A 243-nucleotide genomic window follows, 5' to 3' on the forward strand; every position below is an offset into this window, starting at 1 on the left:
TTGTACCTGACCCTCGATAGTGCCAGTGCGTTGTGGCCGACAATCACATGGCGGCTCACCTGGAATGACTGCGCACGCTGGGCTATGGATCTGGGTCAGTTGATTCTGATGTCGCAGAAAGGGTGGGCGGAACGATCATCGAACGGACTCGGTGAGTACTGCGCCGTTCGTCCGGGCGATGCAGCCTAGCCACGCTAGGCTCGGCTTTGCGCGGCGTTCGAAGGTCTGCCTGTCGACGGTGGC

General features: G+C 60.9%; 1 protein-coding gene. It reads left to right on the top strand.

Annotated elements, in window-relative coordinates; translation table 11 throughout:
• Positions 1-189: hypothetical protein (locus SB717_RS38825; protein WP_410908585.1), on the top strand; the 189-nt coding region annotated here is incomplete at its 5' end.
• Between the last annotated feature and the right edge of the window lie 54 nt (positions 190-243).

The sequence above is a fragment of the Priestia sp. SIMBA_032 genome (assembly GCF_046535215.1).
Classification (GTDB): Bacteria; Bacillota; Bacilli; order Bacillales; family Bacillaceae_H; genus Priestia; species Priestia aryabhattai.